The organism is Marinovum sp., assembly GCF_034669705.1.
In the GTDB taxonomy this organism is placed as follows: domain Bacteria; phylum Pseudomonadota; class Alphaproteobacteria; order Rhodobacterales; family Rhodobacteraceae; genus Marinovum.
In genome coordinates this window covers 58,516-83,744 of record NZ_JAXMOR010000013.1, presented here as the reverse complement: position 1 = coordinate 83,744, position 25,229 = coordinate 58,516, and the positions used below count along the sequence as shown (strand labels likewise).

Genomic DNA, 25,229 nt, shown 5'->3' with positions numbered 1-25,229 from the left:
CCTACCCCCGTCAGGGGCGCGGCGCCTCTGGTCCGGCGGGTTTGCCGAAACCGTGCATCCTGCGCGCCCATTGAAATGCCACGATCACACCCTTGAGCCTCGGCAGAAGATATAGCGAGAGTGCAATTGTGCCAACGCCAAATATGGTGAAGAGAACCATCGGCTCTGGCCGCCAGGTGGTAAAGACCACCAGCAGCAGCGGCGCCAGAAGGTGGCCGACGATCAGGATGGTCAGGTAGGCCGGGCCGTCATCGGCGCGATGGTGGTGCAGCGGCTGCCGGCACACCGGACAGGTATCGCGCACCTTGAGGTAGCCCGAAAGCAACGGACCGGTACCGCAATTGGGGCATTTGCGCCGCCAGCCCTTCCACAGGGCGCTCCAGATCTCGCGCTCGTCCGCATGTTCGTGTGGCCGCAGATCGACGGCCTCGACCGCATCGCGGTCGGACAATTGGTAATTCTTCATGGTCACCACCTCGCTAACCCCACAGAGACTAGGGGCCTTGCGCAGGAATAAACATCGGACAATCCGTCCTTGCGGCGCGATGTCGCGTGAGAGCTCACGGTGCTGTGATGCGAAAAACCCGCCCCCGGCCGACGGAAGCCCGGCGCCGGCCCGTTTGAGGTTCAGATCGCGGCGGAAACGACCACCGCATCTCAAGCAGGTAACCGGAAGGACCCTAGACATGAGCAAGACACGCAACACCCTGATCCTCTCTGCCCTCGTGGCAGCCATCGCCCTGAGCGTTCCCGCCACCAGCGCGCTGGCCCGGGGCGGTCCGGGCGCGGGCGGCGCGGCCGGTCTCGAATTTCAGCATTTCGACCAGAACGGTGACGGCAGCCTGACCCCCGAGGAAATGCGCGACGTCGGCAAGGCGCGCTTTGCCCAGATGGACGGCAACGGCGATGGCGAGCTGAGCGCCGACGAGCTGCAGGCCGCGGCCGAGGCCCGGCGTGACGCCCGCTTCGAGCGGATGATCGAGCGGCTCGACAGCGACGGCAACGGCACGCTCAGCGCCGCCGAGCTGGAGGCAGGCCACGACAAGATGCGCAAGGGCGGCAAGATGGGCCGCGACCAGGCGCGCGGCGACAAAGACGGCGGCAGCAAGGAACGCGGGGCGCAGCGCCGGGCCGACCAGGATAGCAAGCAGGGTGGCAAGCGCGACGGCGCAGAGCGTCGCGAGGCCCGCGGCGACGCGCGCTTTGACCAGATGTTCGCGCTGGTCGACACCGACGGCAACGGCACGGTGTCTCAGGCCGAGTTCGACAGCGCCAAGGCGCGTCTCGCCACCCGCCGCGCCCCGACGGCTCCGACCGAGAACTGATCGCCGGTCACGGGCGGCGGGCTTTCATCCCTTTGTCCGCCGCCGGTCCGCGTCTCCCCCTGCCTTCGGGCGGGGGGCGGCGTCAGGACCACCACAGGGATGCCGCAGGGGGGCAGGGCCGGATTGCCCGGTTCCCAAGCGCGACAAAAGGATTTAGGCCGCGGTACATGAACATGGCGCTCGACGCATCAACGGACGGGATCAGTGACGAGGCTCTGCTGGTGCTCTACGCCAATGGCGACGGGGCGGCGGCGCGCGCGCTGACGCTGCGGCTGACGCCGCGCGCCTATGGCCAGGCCTTCCGGATGCTGGGCGATGGTGCCGAGGCCGAGGACGTGACCCAGGACGCGCTGATGCGCCTGTGGAAGATCGCGCCGAACTGGCGGCAGGGCGAGGCCCAGGTTTCGACCTGGCTGTGGCGGGTGGTGGCCAACCTGGCAACCGACCGGCTGCGCAAACGCCGCCGGGTGGCGCCGCTGGAAGACGCCGGTGAACCGGCCGACACCGCCGGCGACGCCCCGGCGCAGATGCAGACAGAGGCACGGCGTGCGGCGCTTGCCGCGGCGCTGGCCGAGCTGCCGGAGCGGCAGCGCCGGGCGGTGGAGCTGAGGCATTTCGAGGGGTTGGGCAACCCCGAGATCGCCGCCATACTTGAGATCAGCGTGGAGGCCGTCGAGAGCCTGACCGCGCGTGGCAAACGGGCGCTGGCCCGGGCGCTGGAGGGCCGCAAGGCAGAACTGGGGTACACCGATGACGAGGTCTGACAACATGGGGTCCGGCAAGGCCGGCGAAGACGCCTTCCTCGAGACGCTGTTCGAAGAGGCGCGCAGTGCACGCGCACCCCGGGAACCCGGGGTGCCGCCAGAGTTGCTGGCGCGGGTGCTGGCCGATGCCGAAGCGGTGCAGGCGGGGTTCGACACCGCGGCCCTGCCCGAGCGCCAGCCCGCCCGGCGCCCCGGCCTTCTGGCCCAGCTCGGCGCCGCGCTGGGCGGCTGGCCCGCCTTTGCCGGACTGGCGGCGGCCTCGGTCTGCGGTCTGCTGGTGGGGCTCAGCCCGCCGCAGGGGCTCAGCGACACGGCGGCCTATTACACCACCGAGGAGGCGGCGCTCTATGATCCGGTCTCGGGCTTCGATTTCGATCTGGGGGAAAGCTGACCATGGCGGATGACCTGAAATCACGCCGCATCTCGCCCGGCCTGCGGATCGTGCTGTTCCTGTCGCTGGCGGCCAATCTGGCGATCGCGGGGGTGGTGGCGGGCTTCGTGCTGACTGGCGGGCCCGGCAAGCCGCCGCCGCGCAACCCGCGCGATGCGGTCGCCCCCTATACTCAGGCGCTGACCCGCGACGACCGCCGGGCGCTTGGCCGGCAGCTCTTTGCCGAAATGCGCAAGGAGGGCACGCGCGAGGACCTGCGGGCGCGGGCGCGGGCCGAGTACCGCGAGGCGCTCGAGGCCTTGCGGGCCGAGCCGTTCGATCCGGCGGGTTTCGCCGAGGTTCTGGCCCGGCAGAATGAACGTGCCGCCGAGCGCCAGCAGCGCGGCCAGGATATCCTGGTGTCGCATGTCGCCGCGATGAGCCCCGAGGACCGGGCAGGCTTTGCCGACCGGGTGGCCGCGGCGCTGGAGCGCGGCGACAGGGATCGCAAGTAGACGGGCGCGCGCCGCTCAGGCCGCCGGCCGGCGGCTGAGCTCGACCTGGTTGCGGCCCTGCGCCTTGGCCTCGTAGAGCGCGGCATCGGCACTGCGCAGCAGGTCCTCAGGCGCTGGCCCGCCGTCGCGGGCGGGTTGGGCGATCATCACGCCGATCGATATGGTGATGCGGATCGGCGCCTCGCCTCCGGGGATCACGAAGGGCGCCTCTGACATCGCGGCGCAGAGCCTGTGGGCGGTGTCGCCCGCCGTCCGGTCGCTGGCATCCGGCAACACCACGAGAAACTCCTCGCCACCGATCCGCGCCACCAGATCCACTGCGCGCAGATTGTCCCGCAGCCGCCGCGCCACCTCGGCCAGCACGGCGTCGCCGGCGGCATGGCCATAGGTGTCGTTGACCTTCTTGAAGTGATCGAGATCGGCCACCATCACCGCGAAGGGCCGCATCAGCCGGTTGGCCCGCTCCGCGATCCGGGTGACATGCGGCAGCGCATAGCGCCGGTTGAAGAGCCCGGTCAACGGATCGGTCACCGCCGCACGCAGCCCCGCCTGCACGGTGCTGCGCAGGCGGTCCGCCATGCGCCGGCGGGTGGTGAGCCGGTCGATGCGCAGCGCGATCTCGGCCGCCGAGGCGCAGGCCGGGGCGACATTATCGGCGCCGAGATCGAGCACCGCCGCCGCCAGCGGCCCGGTGGTGTCGGGGGCCAGCACCAGCACGCCGGCATGGCGGGTGGCGGTGCGGGCGCGCAGGTCGGGCAGGATCTGCATCTCGACCTCGGCCCGGTCGGCATCGAGCGCGATCACCAGAACATCCGGCCCGGTCCCGGCCTGACGGCCCAGCGGCCCCGTGAGCGGGTGAAAGACCTCGCGCGGCGACATCATCTCGAACCGGTGCGGCAGCATCCGGCGGAGCTCGCGCAGCCGCCCGGCCAATCCGCGCCGCTCTTCGGCGAGAATGCCGATCCGCGCCGGCCGGTCAAAGCTGGCCGGAGCCTCCGACAGGCCCAGGGCGCGGTGGGTGCCTTCGCGCATCCTGAGCTCCATCTCGGTCTCATGTCCGCGCAGCAGCGCCCGCAGCCGCGCGAGCAGCAACGCGTCGCAACAGGGCAGGTCGAGAATGCTGCTCGCCCCGGCCTCGAGCGCGGCAATCCGGGCAGAGGCGTCGCTCTCGGCCGCCATCACCACGATGGGGCAATGCGCCGTGGCGGCGATGGCGCGCAACTGCCGGCACAGCTCGACCGGCGAGGCATCGCCCAGCCCGCCGATCAGGATCGCCGAGGGTGTCTTGCGGCGCACCTGTTCCAGCGCCTCGGCGGCGCTGATCGTCTGTTCGACCTCGTAGAAGGCCGCCGCCAGTTTGACCTTGAGCACGATGCGGTTGGTCGCCACCGCATCGACAAGTAGGATTTGACGTGCCAACAGTGCACCCTCGGACCTTCGTTCAATCTTGTCTTAATTATTCGGCCGGAAGAGTTAAGAAATCCTTTCCCGTCGTTAACTTTGGAGCGCGCCACATGTCGTATACGCGGGAATCTGCCGAAACCCTGGGTCTGCAGGCTCTGGGCTGGCTGGTCGGCGAGGAGGACCTGGTGGGGGTCTTCCTGGGTTCGACCGGGCTATCGGAGGCCGAACTGCGGGCGCGCGCCGGCGAGCCGGAGTTCCTCGGTTCGGTGCTGGATTTCATCATGATGGACGACGCCTGGGTGATCCGGTTCTGCGACGCGCACGGGTTGGCCTATGACCGGGTGATGCTGGCGCGGGCGGCACTGCCGGGCGGCGAGCAGGTGCATTGGACATGAGCATCGGGGCGATCGTGTTCGACAAGGACGGCACGCTGTTCGACTTCAGCGCCACTTGGGATGGCTGGGCGGCCGGGGTGATTGCCACGCTGTCCGAGGGCGACGCAGCGCTGGCGCAGAAGCTGGCGGCCTCGGCGCGCTATGACCTGGCGCGGTTGACCTTCGAGCCCGACAGCCCGGTGATCGCCGGCACCGCGCGCGAGGCGGCGGAGTGCTTTGCCCGCGTGCTGCCCGGCCGCCCGGTCGAGGAGGTCGAGCACTTCCTCGACGCCGCTGCGCGCGCGGCACCGCTGGCGCCGGCGGTGCCCTTGGCGCCCTTGCTGAGCGCCCTGGCCGACCGCGGGTTGCGGTTGGGCGTGGTGACCAACGACACAGAGGCTTCGGCCCGGGCGCATCTGGCGGCGGTGGAGATCACCCCGCTGTTCGACTTCGTCGCAGGATTCGACAGCGGCTATGGCATGAAGCCCGACGCGGCGCCATTGCTGGCCTTTGCCAGCGCGGTGGAGATCGCACCGGCCGAGGTGGTGATGGTGGGCGACAGCACCCATGACCTGATCGCGGGCCGCGCGGCGGGGATGAAGACGGTGGGGGTGCTCACCGGTCCCGCCCGGTCCGAGACGCTGACGCCCTATGCGGATGCGGTGCTGCCCGACATCGGCCATCTGCCGGAGTGGCTTGACGGGCAGTGACCCGGGATGTGGGGGGGTGCAAAGAGGACCCGGCGCGGCGGCCGGGACAGAGGCGGCATGAGGGACGCGGGACGGGTGTGCCTGCGGTTGCCATATGGTCCGACAATTGGGACCTGCGGGACCGATGCGCCTCGCATTCACCCCGCCCCGGACGGTGGACCTAGGCCCGGGACAAGGCCGCAGGCCGCCGGGCCAGCGGCTGTCCGCCCCCCTGGGCTGCCGTTTTGGGTCCCGCAGGCGCACCCGGGAGATGTTGTCCGGGCATTGCCAAGATAAGGTGGCAGACAGGACCGTCGCAGCGGCATCCCGCAAGCCGCCGCCGGCCCGGCTTTTGCAGCGGCTGATATGGTTGGCTCTGGCTCGCGCCTCAATGTGCCCGCCCCGGACCTGATCCGGGGCCTCTCGGCGCAAGCGCGTGGCGCAGTGGCCGGGACCGCCCTGGCCTAGCGTTGCGCGGTCTGCCAGTCGGGGTGGATCCAGGGCCGGGCGTTCTCGCGCGGGAGGGGGCTGCGGCCGAGGATGTGATCGGCCGCCTTTTCGCCCACCATGATCGACGGCGCATTGAGATTGCCGTTGGTGATCCGCGGAAAGATCGAACTGTCGGCGACACGCAGCCCCGCGACGCCGATCACCCGGCACTCCGGATCGACCACCGCCGCCGGATCCCCCACCGCGCCCATCCGGCAGGTGCCGCAGGGATGATAGGCGCTCTCCACATGCTCGCGGATGAAGCCGTCAAGCGCGTCGTCGCTTTGCAGGTCGGCGCCCGGCTGGATCTCGGCCCCGCGGTAGGGGGCAAAGGCGTCCTGGGCAAAAATCTCGCGGGTCAGGCGGATGCAGCGCCGGAAATCCTCCCAGTCCTGGGTGTGCGACATGTAGTTGAAGAGGATCTTCGGCGCGTCATGCGGATCGCGCGAGCGCAGGCTGACGGCGCCGCGCGAGGGCGAGCGCATCGGGCCGACATGGGCCTGAAAGCCATGCCCCTCGGCAGCCGCCTTGCCGTCATAGCGCACCGCGATCGGCAGGAAGTGATACTGGATGTCGGGATAGCGCACCCCGGCGCGCGACCGGGTGAAGGCGGCGCTCTCGAACTGGTTCGAGGCGCCGGGCCCACGCCGGGCCAGCAGCCATTGCAGCCCGACCCAGGCCTTGCCAAACAGGTTCCAGTATTTGAACAGCGACACCGGCTGCGAGGCGGCCATCTGCACGTAGAGCTCGAGATGGTCCTGCAGGTTCATCCCCACGCCGGGGCGGTTGGCGATGACCTCGATGCCCTGCGCCGAGAGATGCGCACCGGGGCCTACGCCCGAGAGCATCAGCAGTTTGGGCGAGTTGATCGAGGAGGCCGCGAGGATCACCTCGCGCCCGGCATGCACGGTGTCGCGACCGCCATGGCGCAGCAGCTCGACGCCGGTGGCGCGGCCCTCAGAGATCACCACCCGGGTGGCCAGCCCGCGCACCACGGTGCAGCGCCCGGTGGCGCGGGCCTGTATCAGATAGGCGCGCGCGGCCGACCAACGCTCGCCCTTGTGGATGGTCGAATCCATCGGGCCGAAGCCCTCCTGCTTGGCGCCGTTGTAATCCTCGGTGGTCTCGTAGCCCGCCTGCCGGCCGGCCTCGACGAAGGCGCGGACCAGCGGGTTCTCGCGGCTGCCGCGGCTGACATGCAGCGGACCGTCGCGGCCGCGCCAGTCCGGATCGCCGCCATGACCGCCGGGGTGCCAGCTCTCCATCCGCTTGAAATAGGGCAGCACATCCGCCGCCGCCCAGCCGCTGGCGCCGAGGCTGTCCCAATGGTCGTAGTCGGCGGCGTGACCGCGCACATAGACCATGCCGTTGATTGACGACGAGCCGCCGATCACCTTGCCGCGCGGACAGGCCAGCCGCCGGCCGCCAAGGTAAGGCTCTGGCTCGGTCTGGAATCCCCAGTCGTACCGCTTCATGTTCATCGGGTAGGACAGCGCCCCGGGCATCCGGATGAACGGCCCGGCGTCAGAGCCGCCATGCTCGATGACCACGACGGTCTTGCCCGCCTCGGTCAGGCGATGGGCAAGGGCGCAGCCGGCCGAGCCGGCACCCACGATGACGTAGTCGGCGTGCATCTCAGAAGGGCGCCTCGATCTGCGACATGCGCACGAAGACCGATTTCAGCTGCGAATAATGCTCGATCGCCGCCTTGGCGTTCTCGCGTCCGACGCCCGACAGCTTGGAGCCGCCGAAGGGCACCTCGACCGGGGCGTCGTTGTAGGAATTGATGAAGCAGCTGCCGGCCTGCAACTGGCCGATCACCCGGTGCGCGCGGGTGATGTTGGAGGTGAAGACCCCGGCCGAGAGGCCGAACTCGGTGGCATTGCCGCGTGCCACCGCCTCGGCCTCGCTGTCGAACTTCAGCACCGAGAGCACCGGGCCGAAGATCTCTTCGCGGGCGATGGTCATCTCGTCGGTGACATCGGCAAACAGCGTCGGCGCGACCCAGAAGCCGGAGCCCTCCATCGCCGTGCCGCCGGTGACCAGCCGCGCGCCCTCGGTCTTGCCTTTTTCGATATAGCCCAGCACCTTGTCGCGCTGCGCGGCGCTGACCAGCGGGCCGAAGTTCACCTTCGGGTCGAGCGGATCGCCGGGTTTCACGCCTTTCAGACGCTCGGCCATGCGGGTGACAAAGGCGTCGTGAATGCCGGCCTGCACAAACACCCGCGTGCCGTTGGAACAGACCTGGCCCGAGGAATAGAAGTTGGCGAGGATCGCCCCCGAGACCGCGTCTTCGAGATCGGCATCGTCGAAGATCAGCAGCGGCGACTTGCCGCCCAGCTCCATGGTGACGTTCTTGATGCCCTCCGCGGCGGCGGCATAGACCTTGCGTCCCGTGGGCACCGACCCGGTGAGCGAGACCTTGGCGATGCGCGGATCCGCGATCAGCTTGGCGCCGACCTCGCCGCGGCCCTGGATGACGTTGAAGAGGCCGGGAGGCGCGCCGGCCTCGACCAGAATCTCGGCCACTTTCAGCGCGCAGAGCGGGGTGGTCTCGGAAGGTTTGAACACCATGGCATTGCCGCAGGCCAGCGCCGGCGCGGCCTTCCAGCAGGCGATCTGAGTGGGGTAGTTCCACGCCCCGATGCCGGCACAGACGCCGAGCGGTTCGCGCACGGTATAGGCCCAGTCGTCGCCGAGCGGGATATGCTCGCCGGTGAGCGTGCCGGCCAAGCCGCCGAAATACTCCAGCGCATCGGCGCCAGAGGTGGCATCGACCACGCTCGTCTCCTGATAGGGCTTGCCGGTATCGAGCGTTTCGAGCTGGCTGAGCGCGTGGTTGCGGGCGCGCATGATCTCGGCGGCACGGCGCAGCACCCGGCCGCGCTCGGTGCCAGAGCGTTTGGCCCAGTCCTTCTGCGCCTGCACGGCGGCGGCGATGGCCTGATCGACGATGCCGTCGGTGGCGGCATGGACCGTGGCGATCCGGTCGCCGGTATAGGGGTAGACCACGGCGATCTCGGGGCCGGAGGCGTCTTCGATATAGTAGCCGCCGATGAAGTGGCTGGCTGTGGGCTGGGCGTCGGGCAGGGTCATTGCGCGGCTCCTTTCAGTTCCAACTGGATATGCGTCATGGCCAGGTCGGCGGCATGGCGGTGTTCGGTCTCGCGCGGAGCGAGCCCCTCGCGCAGGTAAAGCCCGTCGATCACGGCGGCGATGCGCTCGGCGGCAGCGGCGGGGTCGGCGACCAGCGGTCTCAGCGCGTGGCGCAGATTTGCCCGCAGACGGCGCTGGTAGACCGACAAGAGCCGTGCGGCCGCGGACGACGAGAGCGCCAGCGCGTAGAAGTTCATCCAGGCCGAGACCACCTCGCGGCGGAAGTGCTCTGGCGCGAATCCGGCCAGCACCAGCGCCTCGAGCCGGGCCTGCGGCGCTTCGGTGCCGCGCAGGGCGGCGCGCACGTCGGCACCGTAGACGCCGAGGATATACCGCATGGTCGACAGGAACAGCTGCTCCTTGCCGCCGAAATAATGATGCGCCAGCGCCGGCGAAACCCCGGCGCGGCGCGCGATGGCCGAGACGGTGATGTCGAGCGTGCCTTTGGCGCCGATCTCGGCAATAGTCGCCTGTATCAGCGCTTCGCGACGGATCGGCTCCATTCCGACCTTGGGCATGAGACCCTCCGCGTTGAAGTCTGGGATTTGTATGTTATTGATTGACTGGTCAGTCAATAAAAAAACCGGGAGATGGATCAGATGAAATTCAGGATTACGGCCTCCGCGCTGGCGATCGGCCTTGCCGCGCCCGCCTTCGCCGACTGCGATGAGGTGACTTTCGCCGACGTCGGCTGGACCGACATCACCGCCACCACCGCCGCCACCACCACCGTGCTCGAGGCGCTGGGCTACGAGACCGACATCAAGGTGCTCTCGGTGCCGGTGACCTATACCTCGCTGGCCAATGGCGACATCGACGTGTTCCTCGGCAACTGGATGCCGACGATGGAGGCCGATATCGCGCCCTACCGCGAGGCCGGCACCGTCGATACCGTGCGCACCAATCTCGAGGGCGCGAAATACACCCTCGCGGTGAACAAGGCCGCCGCCGACCTCGGGATCAAGGATTTCGCCGATATCGCCAGCCACCAAGAGGCGCTGGAGGCCGAGATCTATGGAATCGAGCCCGGCAATGACGGCAACCGGCTGATCCTGTCGATGATCGAGGAGAACGCCTTCGGCCTCGAAGGCTTCGAGGTGGTTGAAAGCTCCGAGCAGGGGATGCTGGCGCAGGTCGCCCGGGCCGACCGTCGCGGCGAGCCGGTGGTCTTCCTCGGATGGGAGCCGCACCCGATGAACGCCAACTACGAGATGTCCTATCTCACCGGCGGCGACGATTACTTCGGCCCCAACCTCGGCGGTGCCACGGTGCACACCAACACCCGCGCCGGCTATGTCGCGGAATGCCCCAATGTCGGCGCGCTCCTGCAGAACCTCGAGTTCACGCTGGCGATGGAAAACGAGATCATGGCGGCGATCCTCGATGACGGCGAGGCGCCGGAAGAGGCCGCCAAGGCCTGGCTCTCGGCCAACATGGGCGTGCTCGACGGCTGGCTCGACGGCGTGACCACCAAGGACGGCGGCGACGCGATGGCCGCGGTGAAGGCCGCGTTGGAGTGATCCGGACCGGCCGCAATAGGACGTCCCCTGCCGCGCGGCAGGGGCGCACCGCCAGCGTCTCAGCCCTCCTGCGGCATCAGCGCGGTGTCGATCTCGACGGCGCGGAGTGCCGCCGGTCGGCGGGCCAGCCGCTGGGCGTACTCGGCAAAGCCGGGGCGGTCGGGCAGGGTGCCGAACTGCAGGCCGAACTGGATCTGCGCGCCGACATAGACATCCGCCGCGGTGAACCGCGCGCCGCAGATATAGTCGCGCCCGTCCGCCAGCATCGTGGCCAGCGCATCGGTCACCATCTCGAGACTGCCATAGCCTGCGCGGCCGCGGGCCTCGTCGCTGTCGGGCAGCTCGAAGCCGAAGGCGGCATTGGTGATCGCCGCCTCGCCGGGACCGGCGGCGAGGAACATCCAGCGGAAGAAATCGGCGCGCTCGGCGGGCTCCGGCGCCAGGCCCACATCGGGAAAGGCAAAGGCGAGATAGGCGCAGATCGCCGCCGCCTCGGTCACCACCTGGCCGTCATGCACGATCGCTGGCACCTTGCCCATCGGGTTGAGCGCCAGGTACTCCGGCGATTTCATCTCGGGGCCGTAGGTCAGCACCTTCGTCTCGTAGGGGGCGCCGACCTCCTCGAGCATCCAGCGGACAATCCGGCCGCGCGACATCGGGTTGGTATAGAACACAAGCGCCATGGGCGATCTCCCTCGGGTCAGGAGGCAAGAGTGACAGCAGAGACCGGATACGGCAAGCGGGAGCGACAGGCATGGACTGGCTGACCGACAACAAGATCCCCGTCGGCAAATCCGCCGCCTGGGTGTTCGACCTGTTGCAGGACTACGGCGCCTGGTTCTTCGACGCGCTGTCGGATGCGATGGACGCGATGATCGAGGGCATCCTCTGGGTGCTGCAGGGCCCGCATCCGCTGCTGATCGTCGCCTGTTTCGCAGCGCTGACCTGGGTGTTGCAGCGCAGCTGGAAGGTCACGCTTTTCGTGGTGCTGGGCTTTCTCTTCATCCTCAACCAGGGCTACTGGGAGGAAACCACCGAAAGCCTCACGCTGGTGCTCTCGGCCTGCGTGGTCTGCATGGGGGTGGGCGTGCCGATCGGCATCGCGGTGGCGCACCGGCCGCGGCTCTATGCCTGGATGCGGCCCGTCCTGGACCTGATGCAGACCCTGCCGACCTTCGTCTATCTCATTCCCGCGATTGTCTTTTTCGGCATCGGCATGGTGCCCGGTCTGATTGCCACGGTGATCTTTGTGGTGCCGGCGCCGATCCGGCTCACCCATCTCGGCGTCACCTCGACCCCCGATGCGCTGCTCGAGGCGGCGGATGCCTTCGGTGCCACCGGCTGGCAGAAACTGGTCAAGGTCGAGCTGCCCTATGCCTTTCCACAGATCATGGCCGGGCTGAACCAGACCATCATGCTGTCACTGTCGATGGTGGTGATCGCGGCGCTGGTGGGGGCTGACGGGCTCGGCGTGCCGGTGGTGCGGGCGCTGAACCAGGTCAACACCTCGCTGGGGTTCGAGAGCGGCTTCGTCATCGTCGTCGTCGCCATCATGCTGGACCGGATGCTGAGGGTGGACCGCAAATGAGCGCGCGCAGGACCGCTGTCGACTTCGACAATGTCTCGATCGTCTTCGGCAACCATCCCGAGGCGGCGCTGCCGCTGATGGACACGGGCCGCGAGCGGGCCGAGATCCAGCAGGAGACCGGCCAGGTGCTGGGCGTCCACAACTGCCGGCTCGAGGTCAAGGAAGGCGAGATCCTCGTGCTCATGGGCCTGTCGGGCTCCGGCAAGTCGACGCTTCTGCGCGCGGTCAACGGGCTCAACCCGGTGGCCCGCGGGCAGGTGCGGCTGCGCTGCGACGAGGACATGGTGGACGTCACCCATGCCGATGCCAGGACCCTGCGCGACCTGCGCCTGCGCCATGTCGCAATGGTGTTTCAGCAGTTCGGCCTGCTGCCCTGGCGCAGCGTGCGCGACAACGTGGTGCTGGGCCTCGAGCTGGGCGGCATGGGACGCGCCGAGCGCAATGCCCAGGCCGAGGAAGAGCTGGCGCTGGTGGGGCTCTCCGACTGGTCCGACCGCAAGGTGGGCGAGCTCTCTGGCGGCATGCAGCAGCGCGTGGGGCTGGCGCGGGCCTTTGCCACCAAGGCGCCGGTGCTCCTGATGGACGAGCCGTTCTCGGCGCTTGATCCGCTGATCCGCACCCGGCTGCAGGACGAGCTTCTTGACCTGCAGCGCCGTCTCGGACGCACCATCATCTTTGTCAGCCATGATCTCGACGAGGCCTTCAAGATCGGCGACCGCATCGCCATCATGGAGGGCGGGCGGATCGTGCAATGCGGCACCCCGCGCGAGATCTTCTCGGACCCCGCCACGGATTACGTCGCCGATTTCGTTGCCCACATGAACCCGCTCGGGGTGCTCTGCGCGCGTGACATGATGGGGCCGGGTACGGCGGCCGGGCCCGAGGTCGCGCCGGGCACGCCGATCAACGACCTGGTGCAGATGTTCTCTGGCGACGTGCATCAGATCACCGTCATGGAGGACGGCGAGACCCTGGGCGTGATCACCCGCGACACCCTGCTGCAGCGTCTGGCCCAGACCATGCCGGGGTGAGGGGTCTGAGGCGCGGGCTTTGGCCTGCGGCACGGCTTGTATGCTCTGTCTGCCGGTTCACCTCAGCCGAACCGCCAACGAGAGCCGGGCCGGCGGCTGCCCGCGGGATGCCGCTCCGACGGCTATGTCTGGCACTTTATGTTGGCCCAACCCGTCGACCCTCTCAATGATGCGCCTGCCGCAGTCAAAGCGGCAGCCCGGTGGGGCGGGCAGCCGCTGGCCCGGCGGGCCGCGCCCTTGTTCCGGGCCGGCGTATTTTTCGGCCGGGAGGCCCCGGGTCAGGCCCGGGGCGCGCGGCGCTCATGGCCTCAGACCTCGTTTTGCCATCGCACCGTTGGCCACCAAAGCCGCACCATCCCGGCCACCGCGCCGGCAACCTCCCGCCTCACCCGCACCTCACGCCGAGAGCGCCATCTCCGCCACAGCCACCTTCGGCCAGGTGATCAGCAGCACCGCCACGCCCGTCACGGCCTGTTCGGCCAGCGCGTCCGTCAGCCCGTCCAGTCGACAGGTGAACCGCCGCTCGCCGGGTTTCGAGACCTCCACTGCCACCGTCACCTCTGCGGCCCCCGGCAGCCCGCGTGCCATCAGCCCGGCGGCGATCCGCGCCGATTGCCGGACCGCCATGTAAAGCGCCAATGTCGTGCCGGGCCGGGCATGGCGGGCGCAGTCGGGCAGCGGGTCGTCGTCGCGGCAGGTGCCGGTGGTCAGCACCAGTGTGTCAGAGACCCCACGTTCCGTCAGCGGCTGCCCGGCGCTGGCCGCCGCGGCGCAGGCGGCAGTGATGCCCGGCACGATCTCGACCGCGATACCGGCCACGCGCGCCGCCTCGAGCTCTTCGGTGGCCCGGCCAAAGATCCCCGGATCGCCGGATTTCAGCCGCACCACCCGCTGGCCCTTGAGCGCCGCGGCGACGATCACCGCGCTGATCCGCGCCTGCGGCCAGGCATGGGCGCCCACCACCTTGCCGACATAGACCCGCTCGGCATCGCGTCGCGCCAGTTCCAGCACCTCGGCATCGACCAGCCGGTCGTAGAAAATCACGTCGGCCTCCTGCAGACGCTGCACCGCCCGAAGCGTCAGCAGGTCGCGTGCGCCCGGACCGGCGCCGACCAGGGCAATCGAGCCTTCGGTCGCGCTGCCCGGCGCTCGACCCTCGGCAAGGGCCGCCTTCAGCGCCTGCGCCGCCTCGCGTTCGGCGCCACGGGTCCAGGCCCGGCGCGGCGCGTCTGAGAACACCCAGGCCCAGAACGCCCGGCGCTGCGAGGGGGCCACCCGCTGCGCCACCGCGCTGCGCATCCGGCCGGCCAGTGCCGCCAGGCCACCGAGGTTCGGGGTGAGCATCTGTTCCACCTGGGTCTTGATCTGCCGCGCCAGCACCGGCGCGGTGCCCTCGGTGCCGATCGCCACAACCACCGGGTCGCGGTCGACCAGCGACGGTGTCGTCAGATCACAGAGGTCGGGCCGGTCGACCACGTTCACCGGACAGCCCGCGGCTTTGGCCAGCCCGTGCAGCGCCGCATCCAGACCGGGGCAGCCGGTGGCGACAAAGCCCATCGCCGCGCCCTCGAAGAACGCCGGCGTGATCGCGCCGGCATGATGGGTCGCGCGACCTTCGGCCACCAGCGCCGCCAGTTCGTCGTCGAGCTCCGGCGCGGCCAGCACCAGCGTCGCATCGGTCTTGAGCATCAGCCGCGCCTTCTGCGCCGCCTGTTCGCCGCCGCCGCAGATCACCACCCGGCGGCCGGTGGTGCGGATGAACATGGGAAAGCTTTTCATCTCGGTCTCCTGTCAGGCCGTCAATTGCAGGCCGCCAGCGCGCGGTGGCGCCCGGCCCAGAGCGATTGTGCAAGCGCCTCTGGTTGGTCGTGGCCCAGTGTGGCCAGTGCGAGTGCGGCAGTGCCGGTGACGATGGCCACGGCAAAGGGATCGTCGCGCGTACCGTCCCAGAGGGCGGCGAGATGCGCCGGGTCGGTGTCGCCATCATCCAGCCGTCGGGTTTCCTCGATCAATGCAGGGGCGGTGTCCTGCCAGGGTGCCCCGTGGCGCAGGCCGAAGGTGGCGATCTCCTTGCCGGCGTGGCGCTCGAACTCGCCGCCACCTCCCTTGATCACGGTCTGGCTGTCGAGGCCCAGAAGCTGCGCCGCCTCGGTCTGCAAACCGCGGTAGGAGGGGTGAAAAACCCCCTGCACCGAGGCCGCAGCGCCGCCCGGGTTCAACATCCGGCAGACGGTGTTGACGCAGGACCGCAGACCCAGCACATCGCGCAGCGTCAGCAGCGCAAAGAGCTGCGGCGAGAGGGTTTCCAGCGGCAGGTATGCCACGCCGCCTTGGGCGAGCATTTGCGCGCACTCGTCGGGATCGGAGACCACGGGGATCTGCGCCGCCGCCAGACCCTGCCGCACCGCGGCGTCAGACCCGTTGAACCCGTGCATCAGCACGCTGTGCCCGGCCCGCGCCACCAGCCGCGCCGACAGCAGGAACCAGGGCAGCCCGCGGGTGCGGCCGGCGGCATAGGACGGCCAGTCGAGCGCCGGGCGGGGCAGGGGCGGCAGGGCGGCGCCGACGGCGCTGGCAAAGCCTGCGATCTCGTCGGGCGTCTCGCCCTTCATCCGCATCAGCATCAGCAGCGCGCCCACCGCTTCGGGCGCGGCATCGCCCTGCAGCATCAACGCCATCGCCTCGCGCGCCTCCTCCAGCGTCAGCGAGCGTGACCGGCCCGGCCCGCGGCCGAGGATGCGGACGTAAGGCGCGAGGCTCATTCTGCCGCCTCCGGGGTCTCGAACCGGGCCAGCAGGTCGGCCAGTTCCGGCCGGCAAGAGCCGCAGTTGGTGCCGGCACCGAGCGCCGCGCCGATCGCCTCGACGCTGATCAGCCCCTCGGTCTCGATCGCCGAAAGGATGGTGTTCACGCCGACGGAGAAACAAGCGCAAAGCACCGGGCCGGGGTCAGGCTGGTCGGAGGGCGGCGCACCGGTGATCGCCTGCGGCGCCTCGCCTCCGGGCAGGGTGACCAGATAGTCACGCAGCACCGCCACCGGCTCCGGCGCGACGAAGAGCGCGGCCAGAAGCCGGCCCTCGTGGTAGAATGCCAGCCGGGCGATGCCACGGGTCTGGTCGATCACCGATTGCACCTCGGCGTCTTTCAGTCCGAACAGGCGGCGCGCCTCGGCTTCCCAGTCGGCGACCGCTTCGGTGCCGGCCAGTTCGGCGCGATAGCCCGAGGGCGTGCGGGCGCGGGCCCAGTAGGTGCAGTCCGGCGCGATTTCGCCCGAGGTGACGGCAAATCCGTACCAGGCGGCGTCGAGCCGTTCGATGGCGACGACGCCGGCCTTGCTCTCCGGTTGGCCCGAGACCGGGTCGACCACCGGCGCCACCAGCGCGTCGATCCGGCCGGAGGGCGCGGTCTCTCCGGTCCAGTGCATCGGCGCAAAGACGTCGCCCCGACGCACGTCCGTCGTCACCCGGGCGCGCAGGATGGCGCTGCCCTGCGGGCTGCTGACCCGCACAAGATCGGCCGGTTGCAACGCCAGTTCGGCGGCATCTGCGGGGTGGATATCAAGGAACGGCTCGGCCAGATGCGCCGAGAGCCGGGGCGAGATCGCGGTGCGGGTCATCGTGTGCCACTGGTCGCGAATGCGCCCGGTGTTGAGCCGGAAAGGATAGCGCGGCGCGCGCTGCGCCTCCGGTCCGCGATGGCGCAGGGGCAGCATCTTGGCCCGGCCGCCGTCGTGGAAGAACCGGCCGTCGGCAAAGAACCGGCCGCCCCGGCGCGCCTCGGTCAATGGCCAGCGGGCGGGGGCCATGGTGTCATACTCGGGATCGTCGAGACCGCGCAGGGCCGAGATGTCGAAGTCGCGGCCGAAGTAGCCGGCGATGCCCGAGAGCGCGGCATATTCGCGGAAGATCTCGGCCGGGGCCTGGTAGTCGAACCCGGCGTGCCAGCCCATGCGGCGGCCGACATCGGCGAGGATATCCCAATCGGCGCGTGCCTGACCCGGCGCCTCGAGTACCGCGCGCTGGCGGCTGATGGTGCGGTCGGAATTGGTGACGGTGCCGCTTTTCTCGGCCCAGGCGGCGGCAGGCAGCAGCACATGGGCGAGACGCGCGGTATCGGTCTCGGCGGTGATGTCGGAGACCACGGTGAACTCGCAGGCTTTGATGGCCGCGGCCACCGCGTCGGCGTCGGGCATGGTAACGGCGGGGTTGGTGTGGATGATCCAGAGCGCCTTGATGCGCCCGTCGCCCACCGCCTGGAACATGTCGACGGCCTTGAGGCCCGGCGCTTCGGGCATCGCCGGCGCCTGCCAAAATTCGCGCACCGCGGTGCGGTGGCTGGGATTCTCGAGATCGAGGTGGCAGGCCAGCATGTTGGCCAGCCCGCCGACCTCGCGTCCGCCCATGGCGTTAGGCTGGCCGGTCACGGAGAACGGCCCGCACCCCGGTTTGCCGATCCGCCCGGTGGCCAAGTGGCAGTTGAGGATGGCGTTGACCTTGTCGGCCCCGGAGGAGGACTGGTTGACCCCCTGGCTGAACACGGTGACGACCTTCTCGTGCCGCATCCAGAGCTGGCAGAAGGCGGCGATCTCGGTCTCGCTCAGCCCGGTGACCGCGGGGTCATCGGCAAAGGCGGCCTCGAGCGCGGCGTCAAACCCGTCGACGTTGCGCAAGTACGCCTTGGCAAAGGCGCCGCCCTCGTAAATCTCGACCAGCAGCCGGTTGAACAGCGCCACGTCGCTGCCGGAACGCAGTTTCAGGTGCATGTCGGCGCCATCGCAGCTGGCGGTGCGGCGCGGGTCGATGACGACGATCTTGGTGCCGCGCTTGGCCCGCGCGGCGAGCAGCCGCTGGTAGAGCACCGGGTGGCACCAGGCGAGGTTGGAGCCGACCAGCACCACCAGATCGGCCTCGTCGAGATCGTCATAGGTGCCGGGCACGGTGTCGCTGCCAAAGGCGCGCTTGTGGCCGGCCACGGTCGAGGCCATGCAGAGCCGCGAGTTGGTGTCGATATTGGCCGAGCCGATGAAGCCCTTCATCAGCTTGTTGGCGACGTAGTAGTCCTCGGTCAGCAATTGCCCCGAGACGTAGAAGGCCACCGAGTCCGGCCCGTGCCGGGCGATGGTGTCGGAAAACCGCTTGGCCACCAAGTCGAGCGCGCTGTCCCAGCTGGCGTCCTGGCCGCTGATCCGCGGGGCCAGCAGCCGGCCCGCCCTGTCCACCGTCTCGCCCAGGGCCGCGCCCTTGGAGCAGAGCCTGCCGCGGTTGGCGGGGTGGTCCGGATCGCCCCGAACCGCCAGCCCGCCGGCGCCGTCGGGGCGCAGCAGCACCCCGCATCCGACGCCGCAATAGGGGCAGGTCGACCGTGTTTCCCTCATCCCCGCCCCGTCCATCACGCCGCGCTCCGCTGGGCCAGCTTGGTGGTGTCGAGCAGGATGCGCCCGGCCTCGACCCGCACCAGGTAGGTGGCGATATGGCCCTCGTCGGCACCTTGCGCCGCGCCGGTGTTGAGGTCGAACACCCAGTTGTGCAGCGGGCAGGTGATCTTCTGGCCGTGCACGATGCCTTCGTGCAGCGGCCCGCCCTTGTGCGGGCAGCGGTCCGAGGTGGCAAAGACCTCCTCGGGCGCGGTACGGAACAGCGCCACGCAGCCGACCTTGCTCTTGACCACCCGCGCGCCGCGCAGGGGAATGTCGTTCACGTCTCCGATGTCGAGCCAGCTCATTCCGCGGCCTCCAGGGTAAGATCGGCAAGGGGGGCGTATTGCTCGGACCGGGTCTCGGCCTCCGCGGCCCAGGGGTCCTTGCGATAGATGGTTTGTGACAGCTCGAACCGCTCGATCAGGGCCGCGCGTTCCTCGAGATCGTCGACGACACGTTGCTTGACCCAGTCGAGGCCCACCTTGGCGACCCATTTGTAGGGCCGGTCGAGGTACTTGGCGTTCTCGCGGTAGAGCTGCATGAAAGCGGTCGCCAGATCGATTGCCTCCTGCTCGGTCTTGGCTTCGGCCAGACGCTCCGTCTCCTTCACGTCCATGCCCGCCGCGCCGGCGACGCCGATCTGGTAGCCGCTATCGACGCAGACCACGCCGATATCCTTGCAGGTCGCCTCGGCGCAGTTGCGCGGACAGCCCGAGACCGCCAGCTTGACCTTATGCGGCGTCCAGGAGCCCCAGAGCTTCTTCTCGAGCTGGATGCCGAGACCGGTACTGTCCTGCGTGCCGAAGCGGCAGTGATCCTTGCCGACGCAGGTCTTCACCGTGCGCAGACCCTTGGCATAGGCGTGGCCAGAAACCATGCCGGCGGCGTTGAGATCGGCCCAGATCGCCGGCAGGTCCTCGCCCTTGACGCCCAGCAGGTCGATGCGCTGGCCGCCGGTGACATGCACCGTGGGCACCTTGTACTTGTCCGCTGCATCGGCGATGGCGCGCAGTTCGTCGGGGGTGGTCATGCCGCCGAACATGCGCGGCACCACCGAGAAGGTGCCGTCCTTCTGGATGTTGGCGTGCTTGCGCTCGTTGATGAAGCGGCTTTGCGGGTCGTCCTGATACTCCAGCGGCCAGTCGGCCAGCAGGTAGTAGTTCACCGCCGGGCGGCAGACATGGCAGCCGTTCGGCGTGGTCCAGCCCAGCTCCTGCCAGACCGCGGCCTGCGATTTCAGCTCGCTCGATTTGATCAGCCGGCGCACGTCCTCGTGGCTGAGGTCGGTGCAGCCGCAGATCGCCTGCGCGGCGGGCATCTGGAAATCGTCGCCGAGGGTAACTTGCAGGACCTGCTCCACCAGCCCGGTGCAGGTGCCGCAGGAGGCGCTGGCCTTGGTGGTGGCCTTGATTGCGCCGAGGTCTGTGGCCCCGGCTTCGATGGCCGATACGATGGTGCCCTTGCAGATGCCGTTGCAGCCACAGATTTCCGCATCAAGCGGCAATGCTGCAACGGCTGACAGAGGGTCCGCGGCGGCACCTCCCTGATACGACGGGCCAAAGATCAGCGTGTCGCGCATCTCTTCGATCGAGGTGCCGTCCTTGATCAACCCGAAGAACCAGTTGCCGTCCGCCGTGTCGCCATACATCACCGCGCCGACCAGCTTGTCGCCTTCGATCACCAGCCGTTTGTAGACGCCGCGCGCCGGATCGCGGAACACGATGTCCTCGCGGCCCTCGCCCTCGGCAAAATCGCCGGCGGAGAACAGGTCGCAGCCGGTGACCTTGAGCTTGGTCGACAGCTCCTTGGGCACAAAGGCGCCGGCGTCGCCGAGCAGGGACGCGGCCACGATCTTGGCCTGGTCATAGAGCGGCGCGACGAGACCGAAGAGCTGACCGTCGAACTCGACGCATTCGCCGACGGCATAGATGTCGGGGTCGGAGGTCTGCATCTGGGCGTTGACGTCGATGCCGCGCCCTACTTCGAGACCGGCGTCATTGGCCAGCCGCGTCTCGGGCCGGATGCCGACGGCCATGACCACCAGATCGGCGGGCAGGGTCTCGCCGCTTTCCAAGAGCACCGCTTCGGCGCGGTCCTCGCCGAGAATGGCCTTGGTCGAGGCCTGGGTCTTCACGGTAATCCCGCGCCCCTCCAGGTCCTTGCGCAGCAGGTAGCCTGCCGCTTCGTCAAGCTGGCGTTCCATCAGGTGGCCCATAAGGTGCAGCACGGTCACGTCCATGCCGCGCTGGGCGAGGCCGGCGGCCGCTTCCAGACCCAGAAGACCGCCGCCGATCACCACGGCGCTGCCGCCCTTGGCGGAGGCCTCGATCATTGCGTTGGTGTCATCGAGATCGCGGTAGGAGATCACGCCGGGCAGGTCCTTGCCCGGCACCGGGATGATGAAGGGGGCGGAACCGGTGCCGATCAGCAGCTTGTCATAGGCCACTTCGCCATGCTCGCCGATCACCACTTTGCGGTCGCGGTCGATGCCGACGACCGACTCGCCAAAGCGGCAGGTGACCTTGTTGCCATTGTAGAAATCGTCGTCATGGGTGACGATCTCGGCATAGCTCTTTTCGCCCGACAGCACCGGCGAGAGCATAATGCGGTTGTAGTTGCCGCGCGGCTCGGCGTTGAACAGGGTGACTTCATAGGCGTCCGGGGCTTGCTCGAACAGGTGCTCCAGCACCCGTCCCGAGGCCATGCCGGCGCCGATAACGACCAGTTTCTGCATGTCGTTTCCTTTCACGAATACCAGGCGACGATGTGAGACAGCTCGCCCTTGGAATGGAGGGGCAGGGCGACGACGTTGTCGTAGCCTGCCGCGATGCCGGCGACGCCCTGGTCGACCACCGGCAGGCCGGTGCCCAGAACCCGGCCGATCAGGCCCTGCCAGGCGGTGGCGCGGCGCGGCTCTTCGCCCTCGCCAGCCCAAAGCCGGCCCTCGCGGGCGCAGATGCCGTCGATCAGCACTGCGGCACTGTCCTTGCCGACCTTCGCGGCGCGGGCGTCCCAGATCTCGAAGCGTCGGGCGATCGGCGTGCCGCGGGCCGAAAGCAGCGTCAGCACGAAGGTCTCGCCAGAGGGCACCGGGATTGGCAGGCCAAGCCCGGTGGTGAGCCCCGCCTGTCCGGCGCTTTCGGAGCGGACGAAGCCATAGGCCGAGCCCAGGTCGCGCATCAGGATCGGCGTGTTCGCCGCCCAGACCGCGCCCGGCAGGCCCTGGCCGCGCGGGAAATGGGTGTGCTTCGAGACGAACTCGAAATGTTTGGCGGCGCCGTAATAGCCATCGTTCAGCATCAGCAGGGTGTCCTGCGCCTGCCAGACCTCGAGCGCGCCAATGCGCTCTTCGCCATCGCCGCAGAGCACCACCAGAACCGCCTTGAGCTCCGCACCGTCAAACAGCGGCACCGCCACGGCGCTGGTCAGACCGGCGGCCTTCGCCGCCTCGGCGCGTTTGAAGGTGGCGGGGTCCAATGTCTTGAAGACCACCGGGCGCTCCTCGGCCCAGGCGGTGCCGGGCAGGCCTTCGCCCTTGGCAAAGCTGGTCTGGCCCGAGGCAGCGCGAAACTCCGTCAGGTCGCCGTAGTTGCCGCCTGCCAGTTTCAGCACGCCCTCCTCGGGCACCCAATATTCGGTGACCTCGATGAAGGTGCGCGCCTCGGTGTCGATCATCGCTTCCATCATGCGGCTTCCTTCGTGTCGGGTTTTGCCGCCGGGCTTTTGGCCTTGGGCTTGGCGCCGTGTTCGTATTCCTCGAGAAAGCTCAGCACCTGCTCGCGGTAGAGGTAGTAATCGGGGTGCTCGAGCAGCGCCTTGCGGGTGCGCGGGCGGGGCAGGTCGACATTGACGACGCGGCCAATGGTGGCCTGCGGGCCGTTGGTCATCATCACCACCCGGTCGGCCAGCAGGATCGCCTCGTCGACGTCATGGGTGACGCAGATCGCAGTGACCTTCGTGCGGGACCAGACCTCCATCAGCACCTCCTGCAGCTCCCAGCGGGTCAGGCTGTCGAGCATGCCAAAGGGCTCATCAAGCAGCAGCAGTTTGGGCGAGAGCGCAAAGGCCCGGGCGATGCCGACCCGCTGCTTCATGCCGTTCGACATGTCGGCGGCGGAGCGGTCCATGGCGTCGGCCAGACCGACGCGCTCGAGGTAGTACTCCACCACGTCCTGACGCTCGGCCTGGGAGGCTTTCGGGTACACCTTGTCGACCCCGATGGCGCAGTTCTCGCGCGCCGTCAGCCAGGGGAAGAGGTTGGGCGACTGGAACACCACCGCGCGCTCGGGGTCGGCGCCCTGCACGTGGTAGCCGTCGAGCCGGATCGCGCCCTTGGAGATGTCGTTGAGCCCGGCGGCCATGGTCAACACGGTGGACTTGCCGCAGCCGGAGTGGCCGATCAGCGAGATGAACTCACCTCGGTTCACCTTGAGGTCGAAATCCTCGACCACGGTGAGCGGGCCCTTCGGGGTGGGATAGATCTTGTGCAGCTGCGAGAAGTCGAGGAAGCGGTCTTCGATCATGCCCTCCTGCGCGTCCTTCACGGCCTTCGGCACCGAGTGGATCGGTGTCACGTCGGGCAGGATGCGCGACCCTTCGACCTTGGCCTCGATGCCCACGTCCATCAGGTAGTTGGTGACTTTGGCGCGGAGTTTCTTGAAGCCGTCGTGGTGGTTCATCTCGCTGCGATCGCGGGGGCGCGGGATGTTGACCGGGAATTCCTCGCCCAGCGAACCATCGGGATTGAGCGCGATGATCCGGTCGGCCAGCATGATCGCCTCGTCGACGTCGTTGGTGATCAGCACGCAGGTCTTGCGGTCCTCCTCCCAGATCGCCTCGATCTCGTCGGCCAGGTTGGCGCGGGTCAGCGCATCGAGCGCCGAGAGCGGCTCGTCCAGCAGCAGCACCTCCGGGTTCATCGCCAGTGCACGCGCCACGTTGACCCGCTGGCGCATGCCGCCCGACAGCTCGGCCGGGCGACGGTGGGTGGCGTGAGACAGCCCCACCATATCGACGTAATGCGCGACCTTCTTGGCCTTTTCGGCCTTGGCCATGCCGGGGAAGATGGTGTCGACCGCGAGGCCGACATTGCCCGCGACGGTCAGCCAGGGCATCAGCGAATAGCTCTGGAAGATCACGCCACGTTCGGGGCCGGGGCCGGTGATCGGCTTGCCCTTGAAGGTGACGGCGCCCTTGGTCGGCTGCTCGAGCCCGGCCATCAGGTTGATCAGCGTCGTCTTGCCAGTGCCGGAAAAGCCCAGCAGCACGAGGAACTCGCCCTCCCTGACCTCGAGGTCGATGTTCTTCAGAACCGAGGCGGCCTGGGTGCCTTCACCGTAACTCTTGGAGACGTTGTCGAACTTGAGAATGCTCATCTGCATGTCCTTTCTTGCGCGATCGCTTCGCTGCCAGAGCGCGCGTCAGCGGTTGTTCGAGAAGGTGAAGAGCGATTGCAGTGCGAACATCACCCGGTCCAGCAGGAAGCCGATGATGCCGATGGTCAGCACCGCGACCATGATCTTGGCGAGCGAGGAGGAAGAGCCGTTCTGGAACTCGTCCCAGACGAACTTGCCGAGGCCGGGGTTCTGGGCCAGCATCTCGGCGGCAATCAGCACCATCCAGCCGACGCCCAGAGATAGGCGCAGTCCGGTGAAGATCAGCGGCAGGGCAGAGGGCAGCACCAGCTTGGTGATCTTGGTATAGGTGTTCATTTTCAAGACCTTGGAGACGTTGACCAGGTCCTTGTCGATGCTTGCCACGCCAAGCGCGGTGTTGATCAGCGTCGGCCAGAGCGAGCAGAGCGTCACGGTGATCGCCGAGATCAGGAACGACTTGGAAAACAGGCCGTCATTGGTGGCGTAGACCGCCGAAACGATCATCGTCACGATCGGCAGCCAGGCCAGCGGCGAGACCGGCTTGAAGATCTGCACCAACGGGTTGATCGCGGCATTGGCGGTGGGCGAGAGACCCGCGGCGATACCCAGCGGCACGGCGACGGCGGTGGCGATCAGGAAGCCGAAGAAGACGGTTTTGATCGAGGTCCAGATCTGTTGGTAATAGGACGGCGCGCCGGTATAGGCGATCGACTTGACCTCGTCGGCGCGGCCGGCTTCGACCAGCTTGTCATTGCGCGCGGCGACCATGGTCTCGAACTTCTCGCGCTTGGCGGCCTTGGCCTGGGCATCCGCGTGCAGGTTCACCGCCTCGACCCAGACCTCGGCCGGGCCGGGCACGGCGCCGAGCGAGGTCTGCACTTTGGGTGCCAGTGTGGCCCAGAGCATCAGGAAGGCGATGATGGCGATCAGCGGCACTGCCAGCAGGCGCCAGATCTCCTTGACCTGGGCTTTCGGGTTGTCGCCGGCGGCGGCCTTGAGCACCGGGGTGGCCCAGGAAAGGCCCAGCACCTGGAACCATTTGTCGGCGGCGTTGATGCGGGTGAAGAGCCGGGCCTTGCGGGCTTCGCGGGCCTGGGCGTCTGAGAAATCGGGATCGACGGTTGTCATGGGGAGCTTCCTTGAATTCCGGGGGGGGCGGGGCCGCTCCTCAAGCCCGTGCGGGCTTTCCTCGCGAAGAGGCGCCGCAGGGGCC

23 protein-coding genes are annotated in these 25,229 nt (G+C 68.5%); 9 read left to right on the top strand and 14 right to left on the bottom strand.

The genetic code is table 11. The features are described from left to right. Positions 1–10: 10 nt before the first annotated feature. The gene (locus tag VOI27_RS11255; RefSeq protein ID WP_323765444.1) at positions 11–466 is read right to left on the bottom strand and encodes a DUF983 domain-containing protein; all 456 of its coding nucleotides are present in this window, start codon (positions 464–466) and stop codon (positions 11–13) included. A gap of 220 nt (positions 467–686) precedes the next feature. Between VOI27_RS11255 and VOI27_RS11250 the strand changes: the two genes are divergently transcribed. The 4 genes from VOI27_RS11250 to VOI27_RS11235 all read left to right on the top strand — a co-directional run bounded on the left by VOI27_RS11250 (position 687) and on the right by VOI27_RS11235 (position 2,974). After that, entirely contained in the window at positions 687–1,325 is a 639-nt protein-coding gene (locus tag VOI27_RS11250; RefSeq protein ID WP_323765443.1) for an EF-hand domain-containing protein, read from the top strand. A 167-nt stretch (positions 1,326–1,492) separates the two neighbouring features. Continuing rightward, positions 1,493–2,089 (top strand): RNA polymerase sigma factor, encoded by a 597-nt coding sequence (locus VOI27_RS11245; protein ID WP_323765442.1) that lies wholly within the window; start codon positions 1,493–1,495, stop codon positions 2,087–2,089. After that, positions 2,076–2,480 (top strand): hypothetical protein, encoded by a 405-nt coding sequence (locus tag VOI27_RS11240; RefSeq protein ID WP_323765441.1) that lies wholly within the window; start codon positions 2,076–2,078, stop codon positions 2,478–2,480. The genes VOI27_RS11245 and VOI27_RS11240 overlap by 14 nt, the downstream gene beginning before the upstream one ends. A 2-nt stretch (positions 2,481–2,482) precedes the next feature. Beyond that, a complete protein-coding gene (locus tag VOI27_RS11235) occupies positions 2,483–2,974 on the top strand; it encodes a periplasmic heavy metal sensor (RefSeq protein ID WP_323765440.1) in 492 nt (163 codons plus the stop codon). Positions 2,975–2,989: 15 nt separating this feature from the next. Here the strand turns inward: VOI27_RS11235 and VOI27_RS11230 are convergent, their stop codons facing one another. After that, positions 2,990–4,393, bottom strand: a complete 1,404-nt coding sequence (locus tag VOI27_RS11230) for a diguanylate cyclase (RefSeq protein WP_323765439.1) — start codon at positions 4,391–4,393, stop codon at positions 2,990–2,992. A gap of 95 nt (positions 4,394–4,488) precedes the next feature. Between VOI27_RS11230 and VOI27_RS11225 the strand changes: the two genes are divergently transcribed. Both VOI27_RS11225 and VOI27_RS11220 read left to right on the top strand, forming a co-directional pair. After that, entirely contained in the window at positions 4,489–4,773 is a 285-nt protein-coding gene (locus tag VOI27_RS11225) for a DUF3572 domain-containing protein (protein ID WP_323765438.1), read from the top strand. Next, positions 4,770–5,462 carry an HAD family hydrolase gene (locus VOI27_RS11220; protein ID WP_323765437.1) on the top strand — a complete coding sequence of 231 codons (693 nt, stop codon included), beginning with the start codon at positions 4,770–4,772 and terminating at the stop codon, positions 5,460–5,462. The genes VOI27_RS11225 and VOI27_RS11220 overlap by 4 nt, the downstream gene beginning before the upstream one ends. Positions 5,463–5,905: 443 nt before the next feature. On the opposite strand, the gene betA is transcribed toward VOI27_RS11220, so the two are convergent. From betA to betI, 3 genes are read right to left on the bottom strand one after another with little or no spacing between them, the layout of a single operon-like run. Beyond that, positions 5,906–7,564: a choline dehydrogenase gene (betA, locus tag VOI27_RS11215; RefSeq protein ID WP_323765436.1), complete on the bottom strand. Its 1,659-nt coding sequence runs from the start codon at positions 7,562–7,564 to the stop codon at positions 5,906–5,908. 1 nt (position 7,565) lies between these two features. Beyond that, complete coding sequence (betB, locus tag VOI27_RS11210) at positions 7,566–9,026, bottom strand: betaine-aldehyde dehydrogenase (protein WP_323765435.1); 1,461 nt, start codon at positions 9,024–9,026, stop codon at positions 7,566–7,568. Further along, positions 9,023–9,604, bottom strand: a complete 582-nt coding sequence (gene betI / locus VOI27_RS11205) for a transcriptional regulator BetI (protein WP_323765434.1) — start codon at positions 9,602–9,604, stop codon at positions 9,023–9,025. Before betI ends, betB begins: the two co-directional genes overlap by 4 nt. Positions 9,605–9,685: 81 nt before the next feature. Here betI and VOI27_RS11200 point away from each other — a divergent pair, with 81 nt between their 5' ends. After that, a complete protein-coding gene (locus VOI27_RS11200) occupies positions 9,686–10,606 on the top strand; it encodes a choline ABC transporter substrate-binding protein (RefSeq protein ID WP_323765433.1) in 921 nt (306 codons plus the stop codon). 59 nt (positions 10,607–10,665) lie between these two features. Here the strand turns inward: VOI27_RS11200 and VOI27_RS11195 are convergent, their stop codons facing one another. Then, positions 10,666–11,289, bottom strand: coding sequence for a glutathione S-transferase family protein (locus tag VOI27_RS11195; protein ID WP_323765432.1), 624 nt, complete (start codon positions 11,287–11,289; stop codon positions 10,666–10,668). A gap of 71 nt (positions 11,290–11,360) precedes the next feature. Between VOI27_RS11195 and choW the strand changes: the two genes are divergently transcribed. Together choW and choV are read left to right on the top strand one after the other, a co-directional pair. After that, positions 11,361–12,194: a choline ABC transporter permease subunit gene (gene choW / locus VOI27_RS11190; protein WP_323765431.1), complete on the top strand. Its 834-nt coding sequence runs from the start codon at positions 11,361–11,363 to the stop codon at positions 12,192–12,194. Then, positions 12,191–13,225: a choline ABC transporter ATP-binding protein gene (gene choV, locus VOI27_RS11185; RefSeq protein ID WP_323765430.1), complete on the top strand. Its 1,035-nt coding sequence runs from the start codon at positions 12,191–12,193 to the stop codon at positions 13,223–13,225. Before choW ends, choV begins: the two co-directional genes overlap by 4 nt. Before the next feature lie 396 nt (positions 13,226–13,621). Here choV and cysG read toward each other — a convergent pair whose 3' ends face one another. From cysG to VOI27_RS11145, 8 genes are read right to left on the bottom strand one after another with little or no spacing between them, the layout of a single operon-like run. Continuing rightward, positions 13,622–15,004, bottom strand: a complete 1,383-nt coding sequence (cysG, locus tag VOI27_RS11180) for a siroheme synthase CysG (RefSeq protein ID WP_323765429.1) — start codon at positions 15,002–15,004, stop codon at positions 13,622–13,624. Between the two features lie 20 nt (positions 15,005–15,024). Then, entirely contained in the window at positions 15,025–15,987 is a 963-nt protein-coding gene (locus VOI27_RS11175) for a glycosyl transferase family protein (RefSeq protein WP_323765428.1), read from the bottom strand. Further along, positions 15,984–18,614 (bottom strand): molybdopterin-dependent oxidoreductase, encoded by a 2,631-nt coding sequence (locus tag VOI27_RS11170; RefSeq protein ID WP_323765475.1) that lies wholly within the window; start codon positions 18,612–18,614, stop codon positions 15,984–15,986. Before VOI27_RS11170 ends, VOI27_RS11175 begins: the two co-directional genes overlap by 4 nt. After that, positions 18,614–18,946: a nitrite reductase small subunit NirD gene (gene nirD / locus VOI27_RS11165; protein ID WP_323765427.1), complete on the bottom strand. Its 333-nt coding sequence runs from the start codon at positions 18,944–18,946 to the stop codon at positions 18,614–18,616. The genes VOI27_RS11170 and nirD overlap by 1 nt, the downstream gene beginning before the upstream one ends. Then, complete coding sequence (gene nirB / locus VOI27_RS11160; RefSeq protein ID WP_323765426.1) at positions 18,943–21,375, bottom strand: nitrite reductase large subunit NirB; 2,433 nt, start codon at positions 21,373–21,375, stop codon at positions 18,943–18,945. Before nirB ends, nirD begins: the two co-directional genes overlap by 4 nt. 11 nt (positions 21,376–21,386) lie before the next feature. Then, complete coding sequence (locus VOI27_RS11155) at positions 21,387–22,328, bottom strand: GAF domain-containing protein (RefSeq protein ID WP_323765425.1); 942 nt, start codon at positions 22,326–22,328, stop codon at positions 21,387–21,389. Next, positions 22,325–24,016 (bottom strand): ABC transporter ATP-binding protein, encoded by a 1,692-nt coding sequence (locus VOI27_RS11150; protein WP_323765424.1) that lies wholly within the window; start codon positions 24,014–24,016, stop codon positions 22,325–22,327. The genes VOI27_RS11155 and VOI27_RS11150 overlap by 4 nt, the downstream gene beginning before the upstream one ends. A 45-nt stretch (positions 24,017–24,061) precedes the next feature. Then, positions 24,062–25,144 (bottom strand): ABC transporter permease, encoded by a 1,083-nt coding sequence (locus tag VOI27_RS11145; protein ID WP_323765423.1) that lies wholly within the window; start codon positions 25,142–25,144, stop codon positions 24,062–24,064. Between the last annotated feature and the right edge of the window lie 85 nt (positions 25,145–25,229).

Excerpts from the sequence above, each read along its gene's own strand:
- VOI27_RS11240 (WP_323765441.1), top strand. The coding sequence starts at position 2,076 with ATGACGAGGTCTGACAACATGGGGTCCGGCAAGGCCGGCGAAGACGCC.
- betI (WP_323765434.1), bottom strand. The coding sequence starts at position 9,604 with ATGCCCAAGGTCGGAATGGAGCCGATCCGTCGCGAAGCGCTGATACAG.
- VOI27_RS11200 (WP_323765433.1), top strand. The coding sequence starts at position 9,686 with ATGAAATTCAGGATTACGGCCTCCGCGCTGGCGATCGGCCTTGCCGCG.
- VOI27_RS11245 (WP_323765442.1), top strand. The coding sequence starts at position 1,493 with ATGAACATGGCGCTCGACGCATCAACGGACGGGATCAGTGACGAGGCT.
- betA (WP_323765436.1), bottom strand. The coding sequence starts at position 7,564 with ATGCACGCCGACTACGTCATCGTGGGTGCCGGCTCGGCCGGCTGCGCC.
- VOI27_RS11150 (WP_323765424.1), bottom strand. The coding sequence starts at position 24,016 with ATGAGCATTCTCAAGTTCGACAACGTCTCCAAGAGTTACGGTGAAGGC.
- VOI27_RS11255 (WP_323765444.1), bottom strand. The coding sequence starts at position 466 with ATGAAGAATTACCAATTGTCCGACCGCGATGCGGTCGAGGCCGTCGAT.
- cysG (WP_323765429.1), bottom strand. The coding sequence starts at position 15,004 with ATGAAAAGCTTTCCCATGTTCATCCGCACCACCGGCCGCCGGGTGGTG.
- choW (WP_323765431.1), top strand. The coding sequence starts at position 11,361 with ATGGACTGGCTGACCGACAACAAGATCCCCGTCGGCAAATCCGCCGCC.
- VOI27_RS11175 (WP_323765428.1), bottom strand. The coding sequence starts at position 15,987 with ATGAGCCTCGCGCCTTACGTCCGCATCCTCGGCCGCGGGCCGGGCCGG.
- choV (WP_323765430.1), top strand. The coding sequence starts at position 12,191 with ATGAGCGCGCGCAGGACCGCTGTCGACTTCGACAATGTCTCGATCGTC.
- VOI27_RS11170 (WP_323765475.1), bottom strand. The coding sequence starts at position 18,614 with ATGGACGGGGCGGGGATGAGGGAAACACGGTCGACCTGCCCCTATTGC.
- VOI27_RS11220 (WP_323765437.1), top strand. The coding sequence starts at position 4,770 with ATGAGCATCGGGGCGATCGTGTTCGACAAGGACGGCACGCTGTTCGAC.
- VOI27_RS11195 (WP_323765432.1), bottom strand. The coding sequence starts at position 11,289 with ATGGCGCTTGTGTTCTATACCAACCCGATGTCGCGCGGCCGGATTGTC.
- VOI27_RS11145 (WP_323765423.1), bottom strand. The coding sequence starts at position 25,144 with ATGACAACCGTCGATCCCGATTTCTCAGACGCCCAGGCCCGCGAAGCC.
- VOI27_RS11225 (WP_323765438.1), top strand. The coding sequence starts at position 4,489 with ATGTCGTATACGCGGGAATCTGCCGAAACCCTGGGTCTGCAGGCTCTG.
- VOI27_RS11155 (WP_323765425.1), bottom strand. The coding sequence starts at position 22,328 with ATGATGGAAGCGATGATCGACACCGAGGCGCGCACCTTCATCGAGGTC.
- betB (WP_323765435.1), bottom strand. The coding sequence starts at position 9,026 with ATGACCCTGCCCGACGCCCAGCCCACAGCCAGCCACTTCATCGGCGGC.
- VOI27_RS11250 (WP_323765443.1), top strand. The coding sequence starts at position 687 with ATGAGCAAGACACGCAACACCCTGATCCTCTCTGCCCTCGTGGCAGCC.
- VOI27_RS11235 (WP_323765440.1), top strand. The coding sequence starts at position 2,483 with ATGGCGGATGACCTGAAATCACGCCGCATCTCGCCCGGCCTGCGGATC.
- nirD (WP_323765427.1), bottom strand. The coding sequence starts at position 18,946 with ATGAGCTGGCTCGACATCGGAGACGTGAACGACATTCCCCTGCGCGGC.
- nirB (WP_323765426.1), bottom strand. The coding sequence starts at position 21,375 with ATGCAGAAACTGGTCGTTATCGGCGCCGGCATGGCCTCGGGACGGGTG.